Source organism: Streptomyces sp. NBC_01341 (assembly GCF_035946055.1).
Lineage (GTDB): Bacteria > Actinomycetota > Actinomycetes > Streptomycetales > Streptomycetaceae > Streptomyces.
This window is the reverse complement of sequence record NZ_CP108364.1, coordinates 7,042,507-7,058,947: the sequence shown is the minus strand read 5'-3', so window position 1 is coordinate 7,058,947 and position 16,441 is coordinate 7,042,507. Positions and strand designations below refer to the sequence as shown.

Genomic DNA, 16,441 nt, shown 5'->3' with positions numbered 1-16,441 from the left:
GGAAATCAGCCCTTTACTCCGGAGTCGATGTCTGTCGAGGTGAAGTGGCGCTGGAAGAGGATGAACAGCGCCACAGCGGGGGCGGCCAGCACACAGGCGCCGGCCAGGAGGGCGCCGGTCGGGTTGGCGACCGTGCCCTGGAGGTTGGACAGGAAGCTGGCGAGGGAGACGGCCAGAGGCTGCATGTCGGCGTTCTTCGTGACGAGGAACGGCCACAGGAACTCGTTCCACGGTCCGATGAAGGTCAGCAGCATCGCGGTGAGTACCGCGGGCCGCGCCATCGGCAGGGCGATCTTCCAGAGGATGCGCAGTTCGCCCGCGCCGTCCAGACGCGCTGCCTCGAAGAGGGACTGCGGCAGCTGGAGGAAGAACTGGCGGAAGAGGAAGACGGCCGTCGAGTTGATCGCGAACGGAAGGATCATGCCGACGTAGTTGTCGCCCAGCCCGTAGTCGCGGACCACGAGGACGTACAGCGGCAGCGTCAGCAGCTGGAAGGGCACCATCTGCACGAGCATCAGCGAGGCGAACACGGTCCCCCGGCCGCGGAACTGCAGCTGGGCCAGCGCGTAGCCGGCGAGCACCCCGAAGACGAGGGTGCACAGGAGGACACCGATCGTCATGATCCCGGAGTTCAGCAGGGAGCGCCCCAGCGAGATCGCGCCGTTGACGGCCGTGTAGCTGCTGCCGGTCAGTCCGCTGGGCACGGCTGAGGACAGATCACCCGTCGTCGTCTTCCGCAGCGAGCCGACGATCATGTAGTAGAAGGGGAAGAGGAAGGCGACCGCGCCCAGCGAGAGGACGGCGTACTTGACGACCGTCCCCCGGGTGCGGTGCGCGCCGGCGGACCGGGGGCGGGCCCTCCGGGTACCGGAGGACGGTGTTTTCACGGCCGGGCTCATCGGAGTGCTGGACCCCGGGGCCGGAGTGGAGACGCTCATGTCAGTTGCCCCTCTCGGTGAGCTTGCGGGCGGCCAGCGAGATGACGAGGACGAAGGCCACCAGGACCACGCCCAGGGCGGCCGCGAAGTCGGGGTGCCCCTGCTCGATGCCCTTCTGGTACATGAGCAGGACGGGTGAGGTGGAGGCGTGGTCGGGGCCGCCGCCGCCCGTCAGCAGGTAGGGCTCACTGAAGAGGTTGGCGCCGGTGATGATCGCGTAGATCACGACGAGGGTCGTGGCCGGCCGTACTCCCGGCACGGTCACCGAGAAGAACTGCCGGATGCGCCCGGCCCCGTCCACGGAGGCCGCCTCGTACAGCTCCTTGCCGACGTTCTGGAGTGCGGCGAGGTACAGCATCACGAAGAAGCCGAGCTGCTTCCAGGTGACGAAGACGGCGATCATCGGCATCGCGAGGTGTGAGTTGACCAGCCACGAGGGATCCGGTGCGTGCGAGCCGAGGAGATGGTTGACGAAGCCGTCCGACCCGAACAGGAACTGCCACACGGCGACGAGCGCGACGCTCGCCGTGATGTACGGCAGGTAGTAAGCGGCACGGAAGAAGGCACGGAAGCGGATCTTCGCGTTGAGCGCCGCTGCCAGGACGAGCGCCAGGAGCACCGTGAGCGGCACGTTGATCACGAGGAAGACGGCGATGTTGAGGAAGGCGCGCCCTACGACGGGGTCGGTGAAGACGTCCCGGTAGTTGGAGAGCCCGACCCAGGGCGAGTCCGCGTGTGTGCCGGGAGCCGTGAAGTAGAAGCGGTGAACGGAGATCCACAACGTGTAGACCATGGGGATCGCGAACACGACGAGCAGGAACAGCACGTACGGCGTCACGAACAGTGCGCCGGTCCGGGTGGTGAGCCGTCGGTGGCGGGAGGCGGCGCCTTCGGCCGGCCCGCGGCCGCCGACGACGGCGGTACCCGCGCGGGGGGCGGTGACGGCGGATCGGAGGTTCGTCATGACTGGTCCCCGTACTCGTCGAGCAGCTCGGATATCTTCTCCGAGGCCTTGCGCAGACCGGTGTCGGTGGGCTGGTCGCCGAAGACGACGGACTTCGTCCACTCGTCGCGGAAGGCCTGCCAGATGTCGACGGAACCCGGCACGTTGGGGACCTCGACCACATGCTCGGCCTGCCGTGCGAACGCGTTGTACAGCGGCTTCTTCGCGAAGAAGTCCGGGTAGCGTTCGGTGAGGTCCTCGCGCATCGGCATCTGGCCGGTCGCTTCGAGGAACTTCCCGTCCTGCTGGGCGGAGCTGGAGAACTTCAGCAGGTCCCAGGCCGTGCCCCGGTTGCGGCAGGCGCTGAACATCGCGGCGGACTTCTCGTCGCTGAAGGAGTACGTGTCGTCGGGCGACTTCCCCTTGGCCGTCGGCACGGGGGCCACACCGATGTCGACGCTGTCCTTGTATGCGGAGACCGCCCAGGCTCCGACGGTGGCCATGGCGGCCTTGCCGTCGTTGACCGCGTCACCGGGATACATCTCCTGCGGCGCGAGCTTCTCGGAGTACAGCTTGCGCCAGAACGCCGCCACCTGGCGGCCGGCCGGCGAGTCGAACTGCGGCTTGCCGTTCTCGATGAGCTGCTTGCCGCCGGTCTGCGCGGCGAAGGCGGGGTAGAAGTCGAGCCACGACTGGAAGAACTCGCTGCTGGGTGCAGGCCAGATCGCCGCCCTGGCGGCGCCGCTGTGCACCAGGGTGCGGGAGGTCTTCAGGAACTGGCTGTAGGTCGCCAGCTGGGGGTGCTCGGGGTCGAGACCGGCCTTCGCGAAGATCTTCTTGTTGTAGAGGATCATCACCGGGTTGCTCTTCCAGGGCAGCTGGTAGAACTTGCCGTCCTGCGACTTGTACTGGTCGGTGAGCGCGCCACCCCGCTTCTGGATGTAGGCGTCACCGTCGGAGAAGTCACTGAGCGGCACGAGACCGTTCTGCTTCTCGAAGGTCGGCACCGAGGCGGGCGCCGTGTTGTAGACCAGGCACGCGCTTGTGCCCGCGATGATCGAGGCGCTGATGGCTTCCTCGGAGGTCTTACCCGCCGGGATCTGCTGGACCGTGACGTGCTGGTCCGGATGGATCTTGTTCCAGGCGCCGACCATGCTCTTGCCCCAGGCCACTTCCTGGGCGTTGTTCGACAGCCAGATCGTGATGGGACCGCGTGCGGTCGCCGCGGTCGCCTGATCCGGTGCCGACCGCCCACAGGCGGTCGCGGTCGCGGCACCCGCGAGTGCGAGCGCGACCAGCGAGTACGCCGTTCTCCTCAGCATGCAAACTCTCCGAACTGTTCACGCCCGGCCTCGTCGCCGGACGGACATTCCTTGCCGTGCCTCGATCGGCCCGGCGACCCGGCCGTCAGGTACGGGGCGCGGGGCCGATCGAGGCACGGGGGATGAACTCGGCGGGCGGCAGCACCACGTGTGCCACCTCCTCGCCGGACAGCACCCGGTCCAGAGCACGGGCCGCGGCCTCGCCCCAGCCGCGCGCGTCGGCGCGGGCGGAGGAGAGCGGCGGGTGCGTGTAGCGGGTGAGACTGGTGTCGTCGTAGCCGACGACCGAGAGGCGGTCCGGTACCGAAACGCCGAGTTCCTGCGCCACGGACAGTCCTGCCGTCGCGGCGAGGTCGTTTCCGTAGACGATCGCGGTGGGCGGCTCGGCCAGCGACAGCAGCTCGCGAGTGGCGCGGGCGCCGCCCTCGGCCGTGAAGCCGCCGGGCCGTACGGGCCCTTCCGGCAGTCCCAGGGCGTGCAAAGTCTGCTCCCAGGCTACCCGACGGCGGTGCGCGTGGCGGAGCTCCTGGGGGCCTTCGACATGGGCGATACGCCGGTGTCCCAGCTCGGCGAGGCGCCGGACGGCGTCGACGTAGGCGGGCCGGTCGTCGAGGCTCACGGAGCTGAGCCCGTCGCTCCACTCGCTCTGTCCCACCACGACCGCGGGCAGCCCGAGCCGGTGCATCAGGGCGGGCCGTGGATCGTCGTGGCGCAGGTCGGTGAGGAGCACGCCGTCCACCCGGCGGTCGGCGGCCAGCCGTTCGTACACGGACGGCTCCCGCTCGGGGGTGGTCAGATGCACCATGAGCCCGTCGCCGCGCTCGCCCAGGGCGACCTCGACGCCCGCTATGAAAGCCGGGAAGAACAGGTCGGCGCCGATCAGGTCCGGTTCCCTCGCGAGGACGAGACCGAAGGCTCCTGCCTTGCCGAGCGACAGCGCCCGGGCCGGACGGCTCGGGGTCCACCCGAGTTCGGCCGCGACCGCCAGGATGCGTTGCTTGGTCTCCTCTGCGATGCCGGGCCGGTTGTTCAGGGCGAACGAGACGGAACTGCGCGAGACACCCGCACGCTGTGCGACGTCGTCGATGGTGGGCTTCCGAGCCATGGCGCCTTCCGCTCTCTGTGCACCCGGGGAACCGGGCGACCGGTGGAGAACGTCCCCCCACTGGCTTCTAAACCGGTTTAGACGTTCAACTGGCGTTAACTAAACCGGTTTGAAACAGGAGGGTCAATGGTCGGACCCACGTGATCCGGACCACATGTGCGTGAAGGCGACCACGCGCGGGCGCGCCCTCCGGGCAGCCGGACGGCCGACCCGGTGGCGATCAGGGGGCGCGCACCCCTGTGCGGCAAGGAGCCGGCCGGGCGCACGGCGCGCGGGCACCCGGGCGTCGCGCCGGGATGACGGACGCCTCGGCGCGGGGACGTGCCGCCCGCACCGCAGGTGCCCGCGCGCAGGCCGTTACGCCTGTTCGACGATCTCGGCGATGGCGTCGAAGGGGCGGCTCTGCTGGATACGGGTTCGGATCCAGTCCGCGCGCTCACGGTAGCGCGAGCCGCTCAGTACCTGGTCGACGGCGCTACGGATGGCAGCCACGTCGGGCCGGGCGGTGCGCAGATTGATGCCGACGCCGGACCACTCGACGCGGGCGGCCACCTCGGGCTTGCCCTCGGTCTCTCCACCCACCACAAGGGGAACGCCGTGGCGCAGTGCCGTCTGCACACCGCCGTATCCGGCGTTGGTGATCAGAAGGTCAGCGGCGGGCAGCAGCCGGTCGAAGGGGACGAAGCCGGCCACATGGGCATTCCCGGGAATGGTCTCCCCCATCACCTCACGCACCATGCCGGGCCCGTCAGGGCGGGCCGTGGCCGCGATGACGGTGACGTCCATGTCCGCGAGGGCACGGAGCGTGGGAATGAGGAGCTGGGTGAGATCGTCGTTCTCCAGAGTTCCCTGCGTGACGACGACGACCGGCCGCCCGGCCGGCAGGTCGTGCCACCATTCGGGGAGGTGGGAATCGGGCTCCGGGGCGGGCGGCAGCGGGCCGATGCAGCGGAACCCTTCCGGCGCGTCGCTGCGAGGGTACTCGAACTCGGGCACGGTCAGCTGGAGCATGCGGTCGGGAATCGTGGCGCAGGCGTTGAAGATGAAGTCGGGAAGTGTGACTCCCATCGACGCGAAGACCCTTTCGACATGCTGCTGCCCGTCGGCGAACATGGCCCGCGCATCCTGCCTGATCCCCTCGTACCGGGCCCGGTCTTCGTCGACGGCCGGAGGCGGCAGGCCCGGCCCGTAAGGTGCGGTGTCCACGCTGTCGAAGAGCGGCGGATCCGCACTGACCGTGACCACCAGCGGGCGTCGGCCACGCGGGGCGCGCAGGGCCATCGGAAGGAGCCCGAAGGAGCCCACCTCACCCATGACCACCGAGGCCGGAAACTCCGTGAGCAACTTCTGAATGCGCTCGTCATGGGCGGGAATCGCGTCGGCGAAGACGTGCTTCAGGTCGAAGTTGAAGCGGTCTACGGGAGCCAGGTGTTTGCGCCCCGGGAAGGAACCGTCGAGGTCACGGTCGTCGTAGTCGACCTCCGCGGCGTACGGGACGAAGCGCGCTCCGGTCCTCAGCACCCGCTCCTCGAACCGGGCGCCCGTATAGACCAACACCTCGTGCCCGCGATTCGTCAGGTCGGCCGCGATCGCTTCGATCGGTGCGACATGGCCTTGGAACGGCGTCGACGTAAGCAGAATTTTCGCCATGATCTCATTCCGTTGGAGAGGCAGCAGGCCGTCCCGCGCGCAACGATGCTGCTGCACTTGCTCGCTTTAATTGCCGCGTCAATTATGACGACAGCTGTGCGGGCGCTTCGAAGCGCCCCCCGGCACAGGCGACTTCTCCGCCCCCGGTGGCAAGGGCGGACCGGGACGGCCGGGTCAGCTCATGGGCCGTTCGAGCAATCCACTCCGTGTCCGAACGGACCGCAGTCGCCCCGCGGCCGAGCCATGCGCGCCCTTCTGTCCATGCGGCGCCCCAGGCCGACGCGAGCCGGCTGATCAGGGGGCGAGCGGACCGAGCCCGGTCCCGCGTGCGGTCCGAGCTCGGCGGCAGCGTCCCGCCGAGCCGGCGGTGGAGGACGTCCTCACGGGTGCGGGCCAAGTCGGACTCGCCGTACTGACAGGGGCCGTGCTCCGGCTGACGCCGAGCAGACGCGACCCAACACGTACATGTTGCGCCGAGGTTCCTGCCTGTGCCGTCAGGGGGGTCCGTCAACGGACCGTGCGACGGGACTCCATGTCACGGCCGTTGCTTTTCGGCGAACACCCAGCGGTTTCCCTCCAGCGCGTCGTTCTGCTCGGGCAGTGGACCGCGTCCGTGTCGGTGGGTGAACTCGAAGGGGGTGTGCACCGAGGTGAACCAGCCCTTGCCCGCGAGGTTCCCCGCGGAGTCGGGTCGCGCTTCCGCGTCGAACAGATCGAGCAGGTCGATGCCGAGCTGCTCCTTCGTCGCCACGTAGAGCGGACTGTGCCGGTACGTCAGCAGGTCCTTCTCCAGCTTGACCTCGTAGGCCAGGGAACTGCCGTCCGCGCTGAGCCGGTCCACCGTGTCGATGAGGTTGGTCTCGGCAGCGGCCGGCAGATAGAACAACAGCCCCTCGGCCAGCCAGACAGCCGGTTCGGCCGGGTCGAAGCCCGACTCGGCCAGCGCTGCCGCCCAGTCGGCGCGCAGGTCCAGCGGAATCGCCACACGGGCCGCCTTCGGCCGGGCGGATGAGCCGTCCAGCACCTCACGTTTGAAGGCCAGGACGCCCGCCCGGTCGATCTCGTAGACCACACAGCCCGAAGGCAGGTCGAGCCGGTACGCCCGTGTGTCAAGTCCCGCTCCGAACAGGACGACTTGGCGTAGGCCCTTGCCGTGCACCGAACGCAGCACGAAGTCGTCGAGGACCCGTGTCCGAAGGCCGAAGTAGCGCGCGAAGCGCCCCCACAGCGGGTTCGCGTCACCGTCCGGAACCTGCTGGATCCGGACGGGCCAGTCCACAGAGGCAGGTGCGGCGCGCACGAAGTGCTCGGCGTGGACATCCCGTGCCAGGCTGTCGTGACGATGGGTCTCGATCGCCCGTGCCGCGGCCACCAGGAGTGCGGTCACACCGACTCCCCCGTCCACGCCCTCCACTCCGGTGCTCTGCTGTGCGGTCTCGGTCATGTGTGGAGCTCCTCCGGGTGTGGGTGCGGACGGCGCGTGTGCTTCGTGGCACAGGCGCTGCGAGCCGGGTGTCCTGGTCACAGACCGGTCCCCTCCGGAATCAGGACGGGTTTGACCACACGTCCGGCATCGCAGTCGCGCTCGGCCTCGTTGATGTCGGCGAGCGGATAGGTTCGGATCAGCTGGTCGAAGGGAAAGAGCCCCGCCTGCCAGAGTGCGGTCAGGCGCGGAATCAGCAGGGCGGGCACCGCGTCCCCCTCACAGATGTGCGAGATCCTCCGGCCCCGGTCCAGCGTCCCCGGCTGGAGCGCGAGCGGGCTGTGGAGGCGCGCGACCAGACCGAGGTGGCCGGTGGGCCGCAGAGCGCGCAGAGCGTCGTTGATCAGCTTGGCGGAACCGGTGGTGTCCAGCGCGAACTGTGCTCCCCCATCGGTCAGACGGCGGATTCGGTCGTCCAGGCCGGCTGAGGCGGAGTGCAGCGGCACGGCTCGGAACCGCTCGGCGAGGGCCAGCCGCTCGGGGTGCCGGTCGACGGCCACCACGACCGCCCCGGCGGCCGCGGCGGCCATCACGGCGGCCAGGCCCACCGCTCCCGCGCCGAAGACGGCGACGGTGTCACCGGGACCGGCCCCGAAGGAGTTGAGGACCGCTCCCGCTCCGGTGAGGAAGCCGCAGCCGAGCGGTCCCAGCAGTTCGACCGGCAGGGCGGGATCCACCCTCACGGCGTTGCGGGCACGGACCACCGCGTACTCCGCGAAGGAGGACTGGCCGAACCATCTCGGGGCCAGAGTCCCTCCGTCGAGGTCGGTGAACCGAGCCGTGCCCTCCTCGCGCCCCCCGAAGAGGTTCAGCGAGGCGAAGGATTCGCAGTAGGCGGGAGCCGCCCGCACACAGTTCCGGCAGTGTCCGCACGAGTCGAAGCTCAGCACGACATGGTCTCCGGCACTCAGGCCGGTGTGCGGCCCTCCCACCTCCGTCACGACTCCGGCGCCCTCATGACCCAGCACCGCCGGCAAGGGCGTGCGGCCGGCCGAGTGCCGGACCGCGAGATCGGTCCGGCACATTCCGCAGCCCGCTATCCTGACCAGGACCTCGCCGTCGGCCGGGCCGTCGTCGAGATTCACCTCCTCCATCGAGAACCGGCCTCCGTACGTGCGCAGCACTGCCGCGCCGAACCTGTGCCTCACGTGTCCTCCGGGCGGTGCACGACGAAGGGTCTGAGGTTCCCGTAGAGCCCCCACGGCCCGCCCGCGACCCCGACCCCGCTCTCCTTGATGCCCGCGAAGGGCTGGGCGAGGGAGAGTTCCGCGTGATGGTTGATCCAGGCCGTCCCGCATTCCAGCCGTTCCGCGACGGTCTCGGCATGGTCGAGGTCGGTTGCCCACACCGAGCCGCCCAGTCCGAAGCCGGTGTCGTTGGCGGCCTCCACGGCCTCGTCGATGTTCTCGTAGGACAGCACGGGAAGGACGGGGCCGAACTGCTCCTCCGTCACCACCGCGCTCCGGGTGGACACGTCGGCGAGGATCGTGGGAGCGAAGAAGTATCCGGGCCGGTCGAGCCGGTGGCCTCCGGTCACGGCCTGGGCGCCGTCGGCGAGGGCCTGCGCCGTGTACCGCTCGACGCGCGCGAGTTGGGGGGCGTTGTTGACGGGACCGATCTCGGAGCCGGGATCGAGTCCGGCTCCGACGACCGCGGACTTCGCGCGCTGCGCGAGGGCCTCGACCACCTGGGAGTAGAGCCGGGCCGGGGCGTATACGCGCTTGACGGCCATGCAGACCTGTCCGCAGTTGCGGAAGGCCGCCCAGAACAGCCGGTCGGCGATGCGGTCCACATCCACGTCGTCCAGCAGAACCGCGGCGTCGTTGCCACCGAGTTCCAGGGTGACGCGGGCGAGTGTGGCGGCCGCTCCCCCGGCGACCGCCCGTCCGGTGGGAATGGAGCCGGTGAAAGTCACGTGCCGGATCCCGGGGTGGGACGCGAGACGCGCGCCGAGGGCCTCACGGCCCGTGACGATCGTCAGTACGTGCTCGGGGAGCGCGGTGGACATGATGGATCCCAGCAACCGCGTGGCGAGGGGTGTGAAGGGTGAGGGTTTGAGCACCATCGTGTTGCCGGCGGCCAGAGCGGGCGCGAACTTCGCCGAGGCGAGCTGGAGCGGGAAGTTCCACGGTGTGATGGCTGCGACGGGTCCGAGCGGCCGCCACCGGACTTCGCTGCGTACCGCCCGCCCGTCCGTGATCGCCTCACGGCCGGGCCGCAGCTCGGCGAAGTAGCGCAGGCGGGCTGCCGTGCGGCCCACCTCCGCGTACGACTCGCGCAGTGGTTTGCCCTGCTCGCGGGTCAGCAGGGGTGCGAGGTCCGGCGCGGCCGCCTCGACGGCGCCTGCGGCCTCGATCAGTGCGTGTCGGCGTGCGGAGGGGTCGGCACGCCAGCTGTGCCAGGCCGCGTGGGCCCGGTCGACGACTGGGTCCAGCTCGTCAGGGTGCTGGTCGGGAGCCTCGTCGAACGCCTCGCCCGTCGCCGGGTCGAGCACGGGGATGCGTCGGCCTCGGGCGCCGGGCGAGCGACCGGAGTGGGTTGTCGGCATGCGTGGCGCGTCAACTCGCCGTGGCCGCTGTGTGTTCCCGCGCGTGCCGGTCCATCTCGGCGCGGAAGGCCGCCACCAACTGCGGCTGGATCCTGCCGGTGTTGCGGTCGCCACCCTGGCAGACCGCTCCACGCACTCCGACGATGTCCGTGCCGATACGGGTCAGCTCCGCGAGGTCGGCCGCCTTGATACTGCCGGCGAGGGCGGCGAGGAGGCCGTTGTCGTGGGCGCACCGGACGAACTCCGCGCAGGCGTCGGGCGGGACGTGGTCGAAGAGCCGTGTCCCGTCCTTGATCGCCGTGTCGAGCATCGCCGCGTCCGAACCCGAGCGGCGGGCGATGTCGGGGAGCGCGAGCGGATTGACGCAGCCGATCCGGTGGGCATCGGCGTAGCCCGAGGCGACGACGAAGGCGTCCGGCCGGTAGTCCTTCACTGCCCGGACGACTCCTCTCATGACGTCGACGGCCTGGTCGGGCGTCGTGCATCCGTAGAGGCCGACCTTGATGTACGTGGCGCCGGAGACTGCTGCGCCGAGCGCGGCCTGGGCAACCGTCCCGGGCTTGTACGGGACGTCTCCCACTGTGGCCGAGACCGGCTTGTCCGCGGGGACCGCGGCGCGGATCTCCTTGATGACCCAGGGAAAGTTCGCACCGAGCGAGCCTTCGTCGGGCTTCTTGACGTCGACGATGTCGAGGTGTTCCGCCGCCTTGGCGCAGTCGAGGGCTTCTTCGACACCGTCGGGAGAGATGAGGAGCAACAACGTGTTTCCTTCCACCGGATGGGCCTGCCGGGAGACAGGTGTGCGGAGTTGTCGGGATCACGTGCGGTCCACTCATCATCTCCGCGGCCGGTGGTCGCGGGCAGGGCGCGTGGAGTGCCGAACGGATCACTGTCATCGTGTGTCCGCGCCCCTGCGGGTGCGCCCTGCACGCCGGTCGGGAACCAGCCGCGGTGGCGCAGCGGCACGTGACTGTCCGGCAGGTGTGAACCCCCGCACTGCGGATCGGTGACAACTGCACAGGGGACGCCGCGGCGGAACACGCCTCGTCACGGTGCTCACACATCCCCGTCCACGGTGCGTGGACACGTGGTGGTCGCGGTCCGGGAGTCCGGCCGGACAGGGGCGGGTCGTAGCCCCGGGGTCCGCACGGTCGCGCTCGGGTGGCCGAGTCGCGTACGCCGTGGCGGGAAGACGAAAGCCTCGCGGCCGGCCCGGATGACCGGACCGGCCGCGAGGCCGTGCGCACTAGGTACGCGTCGAGCTGTTCCCGCCGGTCATCCGGCGATGCCCGCGGCCCTCACCACCGTCTGGGTGACGGTGTTGCCGTGGCTGTCCCCCGCGTGCACCCGCAGGGTCAGGTAGCGCGCCGGCTTCGGCGCCTCGAGTACGGTACTCACCTTCCCGTTGCCACGGCCGCTGACGCGGGCCGTCGTCCAGGTGGCACCGTCGTCGTAGGAGATCTCCACCCGCCGCGTGTGCAGTGCGGCATGGGTGGCGCCCGGCAGGTGCAGCGGTGTGACGAGCAGTGTCGCGTCGCGTGCGGCCCTGCCCTCCCCGTCGGTGGGCAGGGCGTAGTCCACCTGGATCAGGGGCAGTTGCTCGGACTCGGCCCTGCCGTTCGGTGCGGCCGAAGTGAACGCCCACTCGGTGCTGGTCGCGGTCGAGTAGGGGAACTCCGTGGTGGCGTCCCGGGTTGCGGTGTGGAGCAGGCGGTAGGAGCCCTTGGCCGCTGGTACGCTCGCCGACACCTCGCTCGAGCCTGTGCCGAGGAGGGACCCAGCGCGGTACAGCTCGGTCTTCTCCGTGAGGCCGTCGCTGCCGAAGGCCGCGAAGTTGGCGTGATCGCCGCCGGAGTCCCCCCAGGCCGGGACGACGACGTCCATGTGATCGCCGGTTCGGGTGGGTGGCTGGACTCCGTCGTTGATGCGCGGCCTGGTCACCGTGCCGAACCAGTGCACGTCGGTGGTGCGGCCCGCCGGGTAGCGCGTCTGCCCGGAGGTGCTGAACACCACCGGGTAGAGCATGGCCTCCTCGGACCAGGTGAACGTGGCATCGCTGCTGACGTAGTCGGTGCGGTCGGTGCCGGACGTGCTCAGCCGGGCGGTGGCGACGTTGTACACGGTCCACGGGTGGACGTCGTAGCGGTTCTCGTACACCTCCCGCCCGTTCGGGTTGCGGAAGTGCGCCTCCACGCGTGCGAGCTGCCCGTCCTTCGGGGCGTACGTGAGGTCGGTGGGGATGCGTCCCTTCCAGGTGTGCACCAGGTCGTACAGGTAGGCGGTACGAGGACGGGACACGGCGTGCAGGCGCACACTGTGCGAGGCACTCGCGTCGATACGGGCGATCAGTTCCTCACCCTGGGTACGGGAGAGACCGACGACCTGGATGGTCGACCTGATGATCGGCTGCCGCAGGCGTCCGTCGAGATCGTGCACGAACAGCAGCATCTTCACGCCGGCCGCCTGCGCGGCCCTGATCTGGTCGTCCGCGGTGTCCTCGTCGTACGAGTCCCAGCGCACGACAGCGGCCTTGCCTGCGGCGTCGACACCCTTGTAGTCGGCCGCCATGCCCTGGCCGGGGTGGATAAGATCGAAGTCCCGATCGCCTTCGGTGAGCCTCGACGATCCGGGCATGATGCTCAGGTCGTCGAACTCCTGGGCTCCGGCGGTCAACGTCAGCAGCGGCTGCCGGTCGCGCCAACGGACGGTCAGGTACTGCTCACCGTCAGGCCCCGGCGAGGTCGGAGCGGTCCACAGGCTGTCGTAACCGTCGGCGATCTCGGTGCTGTCGGTCACCAGGGAGTGGTCGTCGAACTGCCGGTGGTAGTCGACGCGCCGGAGAATGTTCTCCGTCTTCCTGGGGGTGCGTGCGGTGACCTCACGGAGCTTGGTGCCGTCGAGGACGAGATCGGCGTCGCCGGTGACATCCACCTGCGGAAGGACCATGCGGGCGTAACCGGCGGAGGAGGCGCCGTGCGTGCCCTCGACGCGGAAGTCGGCGTAGACCGTGTACCGGCCGGGCGGCAGCAGCTCGTCGGAGACCCCGCCGCCGTAGGGGTAGATCCCCGCGAAGTCGTCGCCCTTGCGGAAGAAGGTGAGGACACCTTCGGTGGCCTCACCCGAACGTCCGGTGATCTTCGTACGGACGTGTGCGAGACGGTTGCGGGTGCTGACCCCGAGCAGGGTGCGGGTGCGGACGGTGTCGTCGACGGACGCGGTCAGCCGGCCGGTCCAGCGCTTCAGTTCGCCGGTCTTGGCGAGGTCCGTCCGCACCGTGACGGCGGTTGTGCCGTGGGCCGGAACCGTACGTCGGTTCTCGGAGAGGGTGAAGACGCCTGCCGGGACGCCCGGCGCGTCCACGGCGAGGTCCACGGTGACCGCCCGGTCGGAGGTGTTGGTCCAGGTGACCTCGGACTCGACGAGGGCCTGGTCCCCGCCCGGCGTGTGGATGCCCGCGTCCGCCTTTGCCGTGGCGGTGAGGGTGCCCACGGCCGCGGCTGCGTCGACCCTGCCGTTCCCGCCGTCGTCGATCGTGATGCCGGGGGTCGGGCGCACCGTGCTGATCAGCGCGTCCTTGACGCGGTTGCCACTCCAGTCCGGGTGGGCGGCGGCCACCAGCGCCGCCGCGCCGGCCACGTGCGGGGTGGCCATGGACGTGCCGCTGAGACTGGCGTAGGAGCCGGATCCCCAGGGGGCGTACTGCGACCTGGCGGCGAGGATGCCGACACCGGGTGCGGTTATCTCGGGCTTGAGCGCGTCGTCGCCGTAGCGCGGGCCGCGGCTGGAGAATTCGGCGATCTCGTCGGCGGAGTCCACCGCACCGACGGTGAGGGCCGCGTCGGCCGTGCCGGGTGACCTGACGGTCTGGGCATCGGGGCCGTTGTTGCCGGCCGCGATGGTGAAGAGAGCGCCGGTCTCCTCGCTCAGCTCGTTCACGGACCGGGCGAGCACGGTCTCGCCGTCGGCGTTCTCACTGCTGCCGAGACTCATACTGATGACGCGGGCGTGCACGTCTCGTGCGGCCCACTCCATACCGGCCACGATCCACGAGTCGTACCCCGACCCGGCGTCGCTCAGGACCTTGCCGACGTGCAGGTCGACGCCGGGAGCCACGCCCTTCTCCCTGCCGTCGGACGCTGCGCCGCTGCCGGCGATGGTGGACGCCACGTGTGTTCCGTGGCCGTTGCGGTCGGTGGCGTCCTCCCCGGGGACGAAGCTGTGGCTGTCCTCGACGGCATCCTTCAGATCGGGGTGGTCAGGGTCGTACCCGGTGTCGAGGACGGCCACGTCCACGCCTTCGCCGCGGTTGCCACCGGACCAGACGTCGGGGGCGCCGATCTGGGCGACCGAGTCACTCAGCGTGGCCTCGGCTTTGCCGTCGAGCCACACCTTGGAGACGCCGCCCCGGAAGGCAGCCTTCGTATCCTGAGCCTTCGCAGGCCCAGCGTTCGTGTGCCGAGCACTCCGGTCAGGCCCGGGCCCCCCGGTGAGGGCGGCCCACAGTGCGCCGCCGTCCTCCCTGTCGGCTGTCAGTGCGACACCGTTGACGCTGGTGAGCGGAAGCGTGACGTCGCCCGGGATCGCGTCGCCCCGCCGGCGCAGGGCTGCCGCGCCCGCTTCCTCGCCGCCGTACGTCACGATGAGGGGCAGCCGGTCGAGACGGGCGTCGTCGTAGCCGTCGGCCACCAGCCGGGTGACGTTGAACAGCCGTTGGTCCAGGGCTCCGGCCGTCAGGTACGGCCGGACGGAGTCCGGATAGACGTAGGTGTCGCCGCCCACGGTCATGACCCGGGCACCGGTGGGCTCCCCGTCGGGGTCCTGAACGGTGATGGTTCCGGGACCGCCGCCGGCGGCGGGAGCCACGGTGACCTTGTCTCCGGTCAGCAGGGTCACGACGGATGAGGCAGGTCGGTCGCCGTGGGCTTCGGCAACGGCGTCGGAGTGCGTGGCGGTGGCCGCGCCGACGGCGGAGGAGACGTCTGCGGAAGCGGTCGCGAGCGGGGTCGCCGCAGTGACCAGGACGACGGCCGCGAGCAGGAGCGGGCTGCGCCGTCTTCCGGAGTGATGGTGTGTCAAAAGATTCCCTTGACTCGAAAAGTCCTACAGGCAGACGGAATCTAAGTGCTGCGGGGTGATCTTGGGAAGCCCCTGACGGCGGTGTTGGCACACCATCAACACGCGCGAAACATGTGTGTGCCCGCCTGCCGCTTGAACGTTTCAGAGAATTGCGCCGAAGGCCTTGCTCCGCGCACCGTCGACCGACAGGGTGTTTCGAGTACGTACAGGTGTCGCGAGCACGTACCGCCACAGCGGGACACCGTGACCTCGATGGGCGCGCGACTCCCCTCCCCCTGTCACGGCGCCGCGTACGCCGCGATCCTTCCGACTCCTTCGCTCACTGGCAAAGGCAGTTGACGGGTAATCCAGCTGTCTGCGCCCGCCGCCCGTCAAGGCTTCCCGAGCCGGTCCGGGACTCGCAGCTCACACCAGCACGACCGGGTTCGTCAGAGCTGCCATGTGACCGTAGGGATGTCGCACCTCGATCCGTACGAATGCCGCGTCCTGCGCTGTCGTATGCCACACGGCGGTACCCACGCCGGACTCCGGCAGGGTGTCGCGGTATACGTTGCCCCGGTCCGTGTCGAAGCTGACGCTCGCCGAGGAAACGCCACGTATGTGTGCACGCACCATGAGGGGCTCTCCGAGGGTGGCCAGGCATTCGGCGATCCCCGCGCTCCGGCCGGCGGCGGACTCCGCTGTACAGCTTCGGTTGAGGGACCCTCAGCGGCCGGTACGCGTCGTGCGGTAGCTGTACACCAGCAGAGCCACGAGGACAAGACTCGAGAGGATCAGCCCGGCGCCGGTGGGCCAGCCGCCGAAGGGCAATTCAGGCATCAGACCCCAGACCAGGCCCGCTGCCAGAAGAACCGCCGCCGTGAGGGCCGAACCGGCGATGCGGACCGGTGAGGCCACGCTCTCCCTGGCCGCACGCATGGCACGGTCGCGCACCGGGTCGACGTAGCGAGCCACAGCGGGGAACTGATCGGCGAGAACGAGCAGGCCTGCGAGGATGAGCAGCAGCCCCGGGCCGGGCAGGACGAGCAGCGCGACGCCCAGGATCAGCAGCGCGGCACCTGCTACGAGGGCGGCACCCCTGCGCAGTGGGTTTCGGCTCTGCACCTCACTTCCCTCCTGGTCGCACCGGACGAGTCCGGGAACCGCTCCGGCTCTCGGTCGGCTGATCGGTGGGATCACTCCCGTCCCTGACGGTTTCCACCTCCATGCTGCGGCTGGACCGCTGCACGCGCAATCGACCGCGCCAGGTGGTCGAGCAGACACGCCGAGGCCCTCACGCCGCGCGTGCGGGCAGGTCGCACCGCACGGGTTCCGCCGGCCGGAGACAGGAGGCCGGCCCGACGGGCTCGACGGCCGCCGCGTCGCCGATCGGTCCG

12 protein-coding genes are annotated in these 16,441 nt (G+C 69.9%); all 12 read right to left on the bottom strand.

Features of this window, described 5'->3' with window-relative positions:
* Positions 1 to 5: 5 nt before the first annotated feature.
* Positions 6 to 938 carry a carbohydrate ABC transporter permease gene (locus OG206_RS30970; RefSeq protein WP_327121896.1) on the bottom strand — a complete coding sequence of 311 codons (933 nt, stop codon included), beginning with the start codon at positions 936 to 938 and terminating at the stop codon, positions 6 to 8.
* Position 939: 1 nt separating this feature from the next.
* Complete coding sequence (locus tag OG206_RS30965; protein ID WP_327121895.1) at positions 940 to 1,902, bottom strand: carbohydrate ABC transporter permease; 963 nt, start codon at positions 1,900 to 1,902, stop codon at positions 940 to 942.
* The gene (locus tag OG206_RS30960) at positions 1,899 to 3,203 is read right to left on the bottom strand and encodes an extracellular solute-binding protein (RefSeq protein ID WP_327121894.1); all 1,305 of its coding nucleotides are present in this window, start codon (positions 3,201 to 3,203) and stop codon (positions 1,899 to 1,901) included. The genes OG206_RS30965 and OG206_RS30960 overlap by 4 nt, the downstream gene beginning before the upstream one ends.
* Before the next feature lie 85 nt (positions 3,204 to 3,288).
* On the bottom strand, positions 3,289 to 4,308 hold the full coding sequence (locus tag OG206_RS30955; RefSeq protein ID WP_327121893.1) for a LacI family DNA-binding transcriptional regulator: 1,020 nt from the start codon (positions 4,306 to 4,308) through the stop codon (positions 3,289 to 3,291).
* A gap of 357 nt (positions 4,309 to 4,665) precedes the next feature.
* Entirely contained in the window at positions 4,666 to 5,958 is a 1,293-nt protein-coding gene (locus tag OG206_RS30950) for a glycosyltransferase (protein WP_327121892.1), read from the bottom strand.
* Positions 5,959 to 6,493: 535 nt separating this feature from the next.
* Positions 6,494 to 7,402, bottom strand: coding sequence for an SAM-dependent methyltransferase (locus OG206_RS30945; protein ID WP_327121891.1), 909 nt, complete (start codon positions 7,400 to 7,402; stop codon positions 6,494 to 6,496).
* 77 nt (positions 7,403 to 7,479) lie between these two features.
* On the bottom strand, positions 7,480 to 8,535 hold the full coding sequence (locus OG206_RS30940) for an NAD(P)-dependent alcohol dehydrogenase (protein WP_327122452.1): 1,056 nt from the start codon (positions 8,533 to 8,535) through the stop codon (positions 7,480 to 7,482).
* A 50-nt stretch (positions 8,536 to 8,585) separates the two neighbouring features.
* On the bottom strand, positions 8,586 to 9,989 hold the full coding sequence (locus OG206_RS30935) for an aldehyde dehydrogenase family protein (RefSeq protein ID WP_327121890.1): 1,404 nt from the start codon (positions 9,987 to 9,989) through the stop codon (positions 8,586 to 8,588).
* Positions 9,990 to 9,999: 10 nt separating this feature from the next.
* Positions 10,000 to 10,749: a (5-formylfuran-3-yl)methyl phosphate synthase gene (locus OG206_RS30930; RefSeq protein WP_327121889.1), complete on the bottom strand. Its 750-nt coding sequence runs from the start codon at positions 10,747 to 10,749 to the stop codon at positions 10,000 to 10,002.
* Between the two features lie 515 nt (positions 10,750 to 11,264).
* Positions 11,265 to 15,065, bottom strand: a complete 3,801-nt coding sequence (locus OG206_RS30925) for a S8 family serine peptidase (RefSeq protein WP_327121888.1) — start codon at positions 15,063 to 15,065, stop codon at positions 11,265 to 11,267.
* Positions 15,066 to 15,470: 405 nt separating this feature from the next.
* Positions 15,471 to 15,680 carry a hypothetical protein gene (locus OG206_RS30920; RefSeq protein ID WP_327121887.1) on the bottom strand — a complete coding sequence of 70 codons (210 nt, stop codon included), beginning with the start codon at positions 15,678 to 15,680 and terminating at the stop codon, positions 15,471 to 15,473.
* A gap of 90 nt (positions 15,681 to 15,770) precedes the next feature.
* Positions 15,771 to 16,169 carry a PGPGW domain-containing protein gene (locus tag OG206_RS30915; protein ID WP_327121886.1) on the bottom strand — a complete coding sequence of 133 codons (399 nt, stop codon included), beginning with the start codon at positions 16,167 to 16,169 and terminating at the stop codon, positions 15,771 to 15,773.
* Between the last annotated feature and the right edge of the window lie 272 nt (positions 16,170 to 16,441).

Coding starts and splice junctions, on each gene's coding strand:
- OG206_RS30970 (WP_327121896.1), bottom strand. CDS start 938: ATGAGCGTCTCCACTCCGGCCCCGGGGTCCAGCACTCCGATGAGCCCG.
- OG206_RS30965 (WP_327121895.1), bottom strand. CDS start 1,902: ATGACGAACCTCCGATCCGCCGTCACCGCCCCCCGCGCGGGTACCGCC.
- OG206_RS30960 (WP_327121894.1), bottom strand. CDS start 3,203: ATGCTGAGGAGAACGGCGTACTCGCTGGTCGCGCTCGCACTCGCGGGT.
- OG206_RS30955 (WP_327121893.1), bottom strand. CDS start 4,308: ATGGCTCGGAAGCCCACCATCGACGACGTCGCACAGCGTGCGGGTGTC.
- OG206_RS30950 (WP_327121892.1), bottom strand. CDS start 5,958: ATGGCGAAAATTCTGCTTACGTCGACGCCGTTCCAAGGCCATGTCGCA.
- OG206_RS30945 (WP_327121891.1), bottom strand. CDS start 7,402: ATGACCGAGACCGCACAGCAGAGCACCGGAGTGGAGGGCGTGGACGGG.
- OG206_RS30940 (WP_327122452.1), bottom strand. CDS start 8,535: ATGGAGGAGGTGAATCTCGACGACGGCCCGGCCGACGGCGAGGTCCTG.
- OG206_RS30935 (WP_327121890.1), bottom strand. CDS start 9,989: ATGCCGACAACCCACTCCGGTCGCTCGCCCGGCGCCCGAGGCCGACGC.
- OG206_RS30920 (WP_327121887.1), bottom strand. CDS start 15,680: ATGGTGCGTGCACACATACGTGGCGTTTCCTCGGCGAGCGTCAGCTTC.